The organism is Microbacterium paulum (assembly GCF_015707995.1).
Classification (GTDB): Bacteria; Actinomycetota; Actinomycetes; order Actinomycetales; family Microbacteriaceae; genus Microbacterium; species Microbacterium paulum.
In genome coordinates this window covers 1-10,209 of sequence record NZ_JAAGRY010000086.1, presented here as the reverse complement: position 1 = coordinate 10,209, position 10,209 = coordinate 1, and the positions used below count along the sequence as shown (strand labels likewise).

The following is a 10,209-nucleotide window of genomic DNA, read 5'->3' as shown; positions in this document are numbered from 1 at the left end:
CGGCGCGCCGCCGCGCTCGCGCGGGGGTCGGTCAGCGCACGCCGGTGAAGCGCCACGAGGCCACGCAGCGACAGCGGATGCTCGGCGGCGCGCGGGGCGGGCTCGGCGGGGGGCAGAAACTCGAACAGCACGCTCGGGCCGGTGTCGTCATCGTCGACTGCGGTCACGATGAGCCGCTCCGTCGCGCGCGAAACCGCCCGCACGAAGAGGCGCAGCTCGTCGTGCAGCACGCCGCGGCGGAGGTCCAAGGCATCCGCCGCACCCTCGTCGCTCTGCGCCAGCCGCCACGTGTCGAACAGGCCCCCGCGGGTGCGCAGGTTCGGCCACACGCCGTCCTGCACGCCGGCGACGACCACGGTGTCGAACTCGGTGCCGAGGGTCGCCGCGGGGGTCAGCACCCGCACGACGCCCACCGGTTCGGGGGTGCTCAGGCGGTCTTCGGCGACGTCCGAGTCGAGCACGCCGCGCACGAACGCGAGCGCGCCGGTGCCGTCGGCGCGCTCCCCGTGGCGCTTCGCGGCCTGGAACAGCGCCACTACGGCGTCGAGGTCGCGCCGGGCCTGATCGGCCAGCGAACCGTGCCCGGCGGCCGCCTCGCGCCAGGTGCGTTCCCACCCCGAGCGCTCCCACGCCGTCCACAGCAGCTCGTGGGCGGTCGCCCCCGCGGCCAGCTGATCGCGCAGCTGCGCAAGCGTCTGGGCGACGCGCGCGGCACGACGACCCTCGCGGGTGTCGATCAGTTCGAACTCGAGCGGGTGCCGCACACCGGATGCCACGAGGTCGCGCGCACTCGGTACCGGGGCGCCTTCTTCGGCGGTGCGCACCGCGTGCTGGCGGAGGGCGGTGCGCAGCCGACGCGCATCCACCGCGTCGAGCCCGCCGGCGCGGAGCGCCTCGATCGGCTCGTCGGCCGACCACTCGTCGCGCGCCGCGAGGTCGACGAGGGTGAGCAGATCGCGCACGGCGCGGGTCTCGCCGAGGGCGCGGCCCTGCCCGCTCGCAGTCGGCACGTCGCGCGCCGCCAGTTCGGCCTCGAGCGCGGCGACCTGCCGGCTGTCGTGCGCGATGACCGCGCACGCATGCCACGGCACGCCGTCGTGGATGTGGCGTTCGCGCAGCAGCCGCGCGATCGTGTCGTACTGCTCGCCCGGCGAACGCAGCGTGTACGCCCGCACGGTGTCATCGGGCACGGTGTCATCAGGCACGGTGGATGCCACGGGCGTGCGCCGGTGCGCGATGACCCCGACCGCGCCGATGCGCATCGTCACCTCGGCCGCGAGGTTCTGCAGCGCCGGAGTGCCGCGGTGCGCGCCGTCGAGCACGTGCAGCGGCACGCCCGCCGCGAGTCGGGCGAAGTTCTCGGGGCGGGCGCCGCGGAACGACCCCGACCCCACGTCGGGGTCGCCGAAGGCCAGCACGGCCACACCCGCCGCGCGGAACGCCTCGAGCAGTTCGACGCCCCCGAGGGTCAGTTCCTGCGCGTCGTCGACGAGGATGGCGCGGAGCCGCCCGGTCGCGCCCCACGCGGGCGAGGCGGGCGGAAGGGTGCGGGCGAGGCCGACCGCTTCGCGCACGAGGCCCGCCGCGTCGCGGTGCGCACCGCGCAGGCGCGCGAGGACCGCCTGGTAGTCGGTCGCAAACGATGCGAGTGCGACCCACACCTCGCGCTGCTCCCTCTCCCCGCGCGCGGCGAGGCCTGCCGGGTCGATCCCGAGGGTCGTGCACTCGGCGAGGAAGGCGCGCAACTCGGTGCGGAACCCGCGCGTGGCGCGGATGTCGGCGCCGAGCCACCTCGGCCAGCGCCGCGCGCCCTCGAATTCAGCCTCGGCCTCGTCGTCGGCGTCTCCGTCGAGCAGGTCTTGCACGATGCGGTCTTCATCGGGGCCGGTGAGCAGCTGCGGCTGCGGAAGCCCGGCATGCACGGCGTTCGCACGTACGAGCTGATAGGCGACCGCCGCGAGCGAGCGGGCGAGCGGGCCCGGGGTGGCGACCCGCACCTCGAGGGCGAGGCGGTCGCGCAGCACCGTCGCCACCTGCCGGGTCGGGGTCAGCACCAGCACCTCGTCGGGGGCGAGCCCCGCTTCGAGCAGCGCGCGCACCCGCGCGACGACCGTCGTCGTCTTTCCCGATCCAGGAGCGCCCACGACGACGCCCGACGCGGTCGGCGCGAGCGCGACGACGGCGCGCTGGGCGGGATCGAGGGGCATGCCTCCACGCTATCCGGCGCGTCCGACACCGCCGACACCGCGGCCATCGCCGCCTCACCCGCCGCACGCGACGCCGCACCAGACGCCGCCGCGCGCGGCGTTCGCCGACAGCGAGCGGCTTCCGGGCCTCGTGCGGAGCCTCGGCCCCGACGCGTGTCGTAGAGTCGACATGCGCCCGACGTCCCGGCCAGAAAGGCAGTCACCGTGGAGATCCGCATCGGAATCACCAACACCGCTCGCGAGCTCAACTTCGAGTCGGCACAGTCGGCGGATGCCGTCGCCACCGCCGTCTCGACGGCGCTGGAGTCGGGGCAGCCGGCCGTCACCTTCACTGACGTGAAGGGCAACACGTTCATCGTGCCGACCGCGGGCATCGCCTTCGTCGAGGTCGGTACCGAAGAGTCGCGCCGCGTCGGCTTCGTGGCCTGAACCACAGGCATCCGACTCACCCCCCCGCGCCATGCAGATTCTCCTCGCGCTGATCTTCGGCGCCGTCTACGGCGGCGTGCTGCACGTTCTCATGCCCGGCCGTGCCTCGCGCGGCGCGGTGCTCGCGCCCATGCTCGGTGCCGTGCTCTCCGGCCTCGTCTACGTCGCGTTGACTTGGGCGGGCGTCACGGCCGACAATCCGTGGCTGTGGGTCGCCTCGCTCGGCGCCGCGATCGTGATCGTGCCGCTCGTGCTCACGGTCCTCACCCGCACGCGGGCGACGCACGACGCGAACGAGCGGCTGCGCCTCAAGATCTCCTGACCGCACCGGCCGCGGATCGGTCGCGCGCCGAGCGCGAGCTCAGGCGTCGAGACCAGGTCAGGCGTCGAGACCGATCGCGGCCATGCGCCGCGAGTGCCCGGCCAGCAGGTCGGTGAACACCGGCTCGACGCGCTTCTCCTCCGCCGCATCGAGGGTCTGCGGCCGCAGCGCACCGCGCGCGATCAGCAGGGTATCGCCCACGAGCCGGCGCCCCCAGAGGCTCAGCAGGTCGCGCCACTCCTCGTCGGCGGCGATCGCATCGGTGATGATCTTCACGAGCGACTGGCGGTCGTCGTCGGCCGTCAGGATCTCGGCGACACGGTTGCCCGTGGCCCCGTAGCTCGCCGACAGCGCGAGGTAGAAATCGTCGAGCATGCCGGCGGTGATGTGCACCGACAGCATCGTCTCGAGCGGGCGTGCCCCGTGCGTCGCACGGCGGAACGCGTCGAGCGGCTCGCGGAAGGGCAGCATGATGTCGAGCGGATCGTCACCCCGCGAACGGATCACCTCGACCAGCTCGCGGTGCTTCAACAGCGCAGCACCGGCCGCGCGCGAGAGCGACTCCTTGTGCGAGAGCTCGGGCGTCGGCGCGATCAGCTGGCTGAGCGTCTCGAAGTAGCCGAGCTGCAGGTACGCCGCCTGACCGAGATAGGTGTCGATGTCGGGGGCGAGCTCTTCGAAATCCACCCGGCGCACATCGCCGAAGTCGCCGCGCGAGCGAACGCGCAACGTGCGCGCAGGTTTGCGATCGCGCTGCCAGGGCCAGGTCACCACGGCTACAGCCTAGATGAGCGCGTCGCCGGCCGACGGGCGAGCACGCCGCGCGCCTCGCGGCGGCCCCGCGAGGCGCTCCGGTAGGCTGAACGGGTCCCGGCGACGGATCGGGGCCACCGCGCCTGTGGCTGAGTGAAGGGCGTGGACTCTCTCACCCGGCGGCATCTCACCGCCAGACAGGTACATATCGTGACGACTTTCGCCGACATGGGCGTCGACCAGGACATCGCCGATGCCCTGGCATCCAAGGGCATCGTCGATGCCTTCCCGATCCAGGAGCAGACGATCCCGCTCGGTCTTCCCGGGCAAGACATCATCGGCCAGGCCAAGACCGGCACCGGCAAGACCTTCGGCTTCGGCATCCCCGTCGTGCAGCGTCTCGGCCTCGACCCGGCTCCGGGCGTGAAGGCGCTCATCGTCGTGCCGACCCGCGAGCTGGCCGTGCAGGTCTACGAAGACATGGACATGCTCACCTCGAACCGGTCGACGAGCGTCGTCGCGATCTACGGCGGCAAAGCCTACGAGGGCCAGATCGACCAGCTGAAAGCCGGCGCGCAGATCGTCGTCGGCACCCCCGGGCGCCTCATCGACCTGGGCAACCAGCGCCTGCTCGACCTGTCGAACGCGACCGAGGTCGTGCTCGACGAGGCCGACAAGATGCTCGACCTCGGGTTCCTGCCCGACATCGAGAAGATCTTCACGAAGGTCTCCCCCGTGCGGCACACGATGCTCTACTCGGCGACCATGCCGGGACCGATCGTCGCCCTCGCGCGCCGGTTCATGTCGAACCCCATCCACATCCGCGCCACCGACCCCGACGAGGGCCTCACCCAGGCGAACATCAAGCACCTCGTCTACCGCGCGCACTCGCTCGACAAAGACGAGGTCATCGCCCGCATCCTGCAGGCCGAAGGCGCCGGCAAGGTCGTCATCTTCACGCGCACCAAGCGCGCCGCCCAGCGCCTGGTCGACGAGCTCACCGACCGCGGGTTCAACGCCGGCGCGGTGCACGGCGACATGAGCCAAGAGGCGCGCGAGCGCTCGATGGCAGCGTTCAAGGCCGGCAAGAAAGACGTACTCATCGCCACCGACGTCGCGGCGCGCGGCATCGACGTCGACGACGTCACCCACGTGATCAACCACACGATCCCCGACGACGAGAAGACCTACCTGCACCGCGCCGGTCGCACCGGCCGCGCCGGCAAGACGGGCATCGCCGTCACGTTCGTCGACTGGGACGACCTGCACAAGTGGGCCCTCATCAACCGGGCGCTCGACTTCGGCCAGCCCGAGCCCGTCGAGACCTACTCGTCGAGCCCGCACCTCTACGAAGACCTCGACATCCCCGCCGGCACGAAGGGCCGCATCACCAAGGCGCCCCGCACCGGCACCGTCCGCACCGCTCCGGCGCGCACCCCGCGCCCCGAGCGTGCGGCCGACGTCGCCGCCGAAGGCACGACCGAGGGCGGTACGCGCCGTCGTCGCCGTCGCCGTTCGGGCGCACAGAGCGTCGGCTCGACCTTCACCGAGGGCGACGGAGGCGAAGGCGCGACGGATGCCTCGGCATCCACCACCGATTCGGGCGAGCGCGCCACCGGCGGCGCCGGAACGCACGATGGCGAGGGCAAAGAGCACCACGGCGGCAAGCCCGCTCCGGCTCGCCGCCGCCGTCGCCGTCGCAGCGGTGGAGCGGGAAGCGCGGCTCCGGCCGCGGGCGCCTGAGCGACCCCGGCGAGGCGCGCTCGACACACGGCGGGCGCGGCCTCTGCGTGTCGCTACAGTGAGCGGTGAGCGACCTCTTGTCCGTTCGCGCTGTTCGCGATCGTCGGAGACATCCTCCGCGACCGGAATCTCGCGGGCGGCTGGAAGGCGGTCTGGATCTTCTTCCTGATCTTCTTCCCGATCGTCACCGCGCTCGTCTACCTCATCGCCCGCGGCAAGGGCATGGGCGAGCGTCAGGTCGCCGCCGCCCAGCAGTACAAGACGGCGCAGGACGACTACATCAAGCAGGTCGCCGGCACGAGCCCCGCCGAGCAGATCGCGCAGGCCAAGGCCCTGCTCGACACGGGAGCGATCTCGCTGTCGGAGTTCGAGACGCTGAAGGCCAAGGCACTCGCCTGAGCCCTCGCGAACACCCGCAGCGCCCTCGTCTTCTCACCCGAAGACGGGGGCGCTGCCCGTTCCGCGCTCGATGATCCGGGCGACCATCTCGTCGCTCGTCGTGTGCTCGCCGGGCTGATTGGGCTTTCCGAGCCCGTGGTAGTCGCTCGATCCCGTCACGATCAGGTCGCGCCGCGCGGTGAGAGCCCGCAGCCGGCCGAGGGCGGGTTCGACGTTCTCGCGGTGACCGAGTTCGAAGCCCGCGAGCCCGGCCTCGAGCATCCGTTCCACGACGTCGTCCGGCAGCAGCCCCGCGCGCCCCGCGGGGTGCGCGATGACCGGCACCCCTCCCGCGCCCGCGATCGCGGCGACGGCCGTGACCGGGTCGGGTGCGTAGAGGTCGACGTAATAGTCGCTGCCCGGGTGCAGGATGCCGGCGAACGCCTCGCCGCGGTCGCGGACGAGGCCCTTCGCCACGAGCGCGTCGGCGAGGTGCGGCCGGCCGACGGTGGCGCCCACGGCGGTCTGGACGAGGATGTCGTCCCACGTCAGGTCGTAGTCGCGACCGATCCGGTCGGCCATCTCGCGCGCGCGGCTGAGCCGCGACGAGCGGATGCGGCCGGTGAGCGCGCGCACTTCGCTGTCGTCGGGGTCGAAGAGGTACCCCAGCACGTGCACGCTGCGCCACTCGTATCGCGCGGAAAGCTCCATGCCGGGCACGAAGGTCATGCCGGGCGAGACCGTGGCCTCTGCCGCCTCGGTCCAGCCCGACGTCGTGTCGTGGTCGGTCAGCGCGATCGTGCGCAGCCCCGCGCGGTGGGCCGACGCCACGACGCCCGCGGGCGGCTCGGTGCCGTCGGAGTGGTCGGAGTGCAGGTGCAGGTCGCTCGGACCGTGAAAGCGACTCGCCATGCATGCGAGCGTATCGGGATGCCAGGCCGGCGGCGGTACCTCCGACCCCACCGCACGGTTCTCTCAGCCTCGCCACGTAGAGTCGCGGTGTGCTGCGCCTGCTCGGAATCCTGATCACCGTGCTCGCGGCGATCGCCGCCGCGATGGTCACCTGGCCACAGTTCTTCCGCCTCGAGCGCACGTTCCCGTTCGCGCAGATCGTGTCGCTGCGCGGGGCGATGACCGTGCTGTTCGCGGGCGTCGTGTTGCTCATGCTGCTGCTGTGTCTCGCCCGGCCGCTGCGCGGGTTCGCGGCATCCCTCGCGATCATCGCTCTCGCCGGGGCTGCCGTCAACGGCGGCATCCTGCTCGCGCGGGGCGCCGGCGGGGGCACGCTGCCCGAGAAGAGTGCAGACGCGATCCGTGTGATGACCTGGAACACCGCCGGCGCCGCGACCGATCCGCAGCTGATCGCGAAGACCGCCATCGCGATGCAGGCCGACGTCGTCTCCCTTCCCGAGACGATGATCGAGGCGGGTGAGGCCGTCGCGATCGCGATGCGCGACATGGGCTCGCCCATGTGGGCCCACCACGAGGCATACCCCGGCTGGGCGGCGAACTCGACGACGCTGCTGATCTCGCCGAGCCTCGGCGACTACTCCGTGATCGAGTCGACGTCGGGCGACGCCTCGGGCACCGCGACGGTGCCGACCGTCGTCGCCATGCCGGTGAGCGGATCGGGCCCGACGATCGTCGCCGCGCACGCCGTCGCGCCGCGGCAAGACGACATGGAGCACTGGCGCGAGAGCCTCACGTGGCTCGGCGACCAGTGCGCGAGCGAGAACGTCATCATGGCGGGCGACTTCAACGCCACGATCGACCACATGGACCGTCTCGGCGTCGACGGCGGCGACCTCGGCCGCTGTCACGACGCCGCGATCGCCACGGGTGCGGGAGCCGTCGGCACCTGGTCGACCGACTGGCCGGCACTCCTCGGCACACCCATCGACCATGTGCTCGCGACGGATGCCTGGACCGCGACCGGCAGCGTCGTCGTGACCTCTCTCGATGACAGCGGCAGCGATCACCGCCCGCTCGTCGTGCAGCTCGAGCCCGCCGCCGGCTGAGCCCGTCGCGGAGTCCGCGCCCGCGGAGGGCTGGCGCGCCCGCCGGAGTGGGAGACTGGAAGCATGAGCACGAACGAGACCGACACCACCACCGCCGAACCCGAGGCGGCCCCCGAGAACGTCAACCGCAAGCAGCCGTTCCCGCGCGGCTTTCTCGACACGATCTCGACCGGGTGGGCCGAGCGCCCCGAGCAGACTCCCCCGGCGCGCGCCCAGGCCCCGTATGCCGCCGCCCGCCGCGAGGCCGTCTCTGCGACATTCCCCGGAAAGCGTCTCGTGATCCCCGCCGGCGCGTACAAGCAGCGCTCGAACGACACCGACTACCCGTTCCGCGCCCACTCGGCGTTCGCGCACCTCACGGGCTGGGCGAGCGACGCGGTGCCCGACTCGGTGCTCGTCTTCGAGCCCCGCGGTGAGTCCGGCCACGACGTGACGCTGTACCTGCGCGAGCGCGCCGACCGCACGACGGCGGAGTTCTACGGCGACGCGACGATCGGCGAGTTCTGGATCGGCCCGCGGCCGGCGCTCGGCGGCGTGGCATCCGACCTGGGCCTGCCGACCGCCCACCTCGACACGTTCGAAGAGGGTGCGGACGACCTCGCGCTCGACAGCGACGCCGACCTCACGCGCGTCGTCTCCGAGCTGCGCCTCGTGAAGGATGCCTACGAGATCGAGCAGCTGCGCCTGGCCGTCGCGGTCACCGCACGCGGGTTCGACGACATCGTCGCCGACCTGCCCCGCATCATCGCGACGCCGCGCGGCGAACGCGCCGTCGAGGGCGTCTTCCACCACCGTGCGCGCGTGGAGGGGAACGGCGAGGGCTACGACACGATCGCCGCCTCGGGCCCGCACGCCTGCTACCTGCACTGGACGCGCAACGACGGCGCCGTCGTCCCCGGCGACCTGCTGCTTGTCGACGCGGGCGTCGAGGTCGACAGCCTGTACACGGCCGACATCACCCGCACCCTGCCCGTGAGCGGCACCTTCACCGACGTGCAGCGCACCGTCTACGAGACCGTGCGCGAGGCGGCCGACGCGGCGTTCGCGGTGGCGAAGCCGGGCGTGCGCTTCCGCGCCGTGCACGAAGCGGCGATGGCGGTCATCGCGCGTCGCACCGCCGAGTGGGGCCTGCTGCCCGTGACCGCCGACGAGGCGCTCGATGCCGACACGGGCGGTCAGCACCGCCGCTACATGGTGCACGGCACGAGTCACCACCTCGGCATCGACGTGCACGACTGCGCGCAGGCCCGCCGCGAGATGTACTACGACGGCATCCTCGAAGAGGGCATGGTCTTCACGATCGAGCCCGGCCTGTACTTCCAGATCGACGACCTCACCGTGCCCGAGCAGTTCCGCGGCATCGGCGTGCGGATCGAAGACGACGTGCTCGTGACCGCCGACGGCGTCGAGAACCTCTCGGCGGCGATCCCCCGCACGGCCGACGAGATCGAAGCCTGGATTGCGCGCCTGAACCCCTGAGCGCCCGCGCGCTGAGGCATCCTTCTCTCGCGAATCACCCGGTTTCGCGCGAGTCACCATCCCGTTCTCGCCGATCGGGTGGTGACTCGCGAGAAGCGCGGTGACTCGGCGACGCGAAGCGGGCGCGCAGCCACGGCAGCACGGATGCCACGAGGTCGGCGCCCACGTCGTCGGCGGCCCGCCGCGCGCCGCGCACCTCGAACGAGTGCCCGCCGCCGGCGATCCAGACAATTTCGGTGTCGGGGCTCGCCCCGACCGCCGCCTGGAACTCATCGAGCGGCTGGATGAACGGGTCTGCCGTGCCCTCGACGAACAGCTGCGGCGCGGAGATCTGCGCGAGGTGCGCACCGCGCGTCGCTTCGGGTTTGCCGGGCGGGTGGAACGGGTAACCGAGGTACACGAGCGCCGCGGGCACGATCACGCCGTCTGCGGCGGCGACCGAGGCCATGCGACCGCCGTACGACTTCCCGGCCGCCACGTGCGGCACAGCGGGCGCGCGCCGGCCGAGCTCTGCCATGACCGCCACCCAGGTCGCCACGGCGTGCGCGGGAGGCCCCGGCATCCGCCTTCCCGCCTCGCGGTACGGGAACGCGAACCGCAGGGTCGCGACGCCCTGTTCGGCCAGCGCCCCGGCGAAACCGGCGAGGAACGGATGCTCGAGCCCGGCGCCCGCGCCGTGCGCCAGCGCAACGGCGATCCAGGCGTCTGCCGGGTCGGCGGGGCCGTCGAAGACGGTCGATACGGTCACGTCCCCCGCGGGGAGAGCGACCGTGAGCGGGGTCACGGCGCGGCGGAATCGGGGGTGCGGGTCTCGGGAGCGCTCGGCCCCGGTGCCGGCTCGCCGCTCGCGGGTGCGTCGGGGCCCGGCGCGGGGCGCGCG

10 protein-coding genes are annotated in these 10,209 nt (G+C 72.5%); 6 read left to right on the top strand and 4 right to left on the bottom strand.

Annotated elements, in window-relative coordinates:
* Window positions 1–2,207 (bottom strand): ATP-dependent helicase (locus tag G3N18_RS14740; RefSeq protein WP_196385024.1); only part of this gene is annotated, 2,207 nt, incomplete at its 3' end.
* A 204-nt stretch (window positions 2,208–2,411) separates the two neighbouring features.
* On the opposite strand from G3N18_RS14740, the gene G3N18_RS14735 reads away from it, so the two are divergent.
* Both G3N18_RS14735 and G3N18_RS14730 read left to right on the top strand, forming a co-directional pair.
* On the top strand, window positions 2,412–2,636 hold the full coding sequence (locus G3N18_RS14735; RefSeq protein WP_196385023.1) for a DUF3107 family protein: 225 nt from the start codon (window positions 2,412–2,414) through the stop codon (window positions 2,634–2,636).
* A 31-nt stretch (window positions 2,637–2,667) separates the two neighbouring features.
* Window positions 2,668–2,958: a GlsB/YeaQ/YmgE family stress response membrane protein gene (locus G3N18_RS14730; RefSeq protein WP_196385022.1), complete on the top strand. Its 291-nt coding sequence runs from the start codon at window positions 2,668–2,670 to the stop codon at window positions 2,956–2,958.
* A gap of 57 nt (window positions 2,959–3,015) precedes the next feature.
* Here the strand turns inward: G3N18_RS14730 and G3N18_RS14725 are convergent, their stop codons facing one another.
* Complete coding sequence (locus G3N18_RS14725; protein WP_196385021.1) at window positions 3,016–3,732, bottom strand: ferritin-like fold-containing protein; 717 nt, start codon at window positions 3,730–3,732, stop codon at window positions 3,016–3,018.
* Between the two features lie 189 nt (window positions 3,733–3,921).
* On the opposite strand from G3N18_RS14725, the gene G3N18_RS14720 reads away from it, so the two are divergent.
* Window positions 3,922–5,454 carry a DEAD/DEAH box helicase gene (locus tag G3N18_RS14720; RefSeq protein ID WP_196385020.1) on the top strand — a complete coding sequence of 511 codons (1,533 nt, stop codon included), beginning with the start codon at window positions 3,922–3,924 and terminating at the stop codon, window positions 5,452–5,454.
* A 90-nt stretch (window positions 5,455–5,544) separates the two neighbouring features.
* On the top strand, window positions 5,545–5,853 hold the full coding sequence (locus tag G3N18_RS16625) for an SHOCT domain-containing protein (protein ID WP_196385025.1): 309 nt from the start codon (window positions 5,545–5,547) through the stop codon (window positions 5,851–5,853).
* Between the two features lie 33 nt (window positions 5,854–5,886).
* On the opposite strand, the gene G3N18_RS14710 is transcribed toward G3N18_RS16625, so the two are convergent.
* On the bottom strand, window positions 5,887–6,744 hold the full coding sequence (locus G3N18_RS14710; RefSeq protein ID WP_196385019.1) for a PHP domain-containing protein: 858 nt from the start codon (window positions 6,742–6,744) through the stop codon (window positions 5,887–5,889).
* A gap of 89 nt (window positions 6,745–6,833) precedes the next feature.
* On the opposite strand from G3N18_RS14710, the gene G3N18_RS14705 reads away from it, so the two are divergent.
* Both G3N18_RS14705 and G3N18_RS14700 read left to right on the top strand, forming a co-directional pair.
* Complete coding sequence (locus G3N18_RS14705; RefSeq protein WP_196385018.1) at window positions 6,834–7,850, top strand: endonuclease/exonuclease/phosphatase family protein; 1,017 nt, start codon at window positions 6,834–6,836, stop codon at window positions 7,848–7,850.
* Between the two features lie 63 nt (window positions 7,851–7,913).
* Window positions 7,914–9,329 carry an aminopeptidase P family protein gene (locus tag G3N18_RS14700; protein ID WP_196385017.1) on the top strand — a complete coding sequence of 472 codons (1,416 nt, stop codon included), beginning with the start codon at window positions 7,914–7,916 and terminating at the stop codon, window positions 9,327–9,329.
* 34 nt (window positions 9,330–9,363) lie between these two features.
* Here G3N18_RS14700 and G3N18_RS14695 read toward each other — a convergent pair whose 3' ends face one another.
* Window positions 9,364–10,077 carry an alpha/beta hydrolase family protein gene (locus tag G3N18_RS14695; protein WP_420827106.1) on the bottom strand — a complete coding sequence of 238 codons (714 nt, stop codon included), beginning with the start codon at window positions 10,075–10,077 and terminating at the stop codon, window positions 9,364–9,366.
* Between the last annotated feature and the right edge of the window lie 132 nt (window positions 10,078–10,209).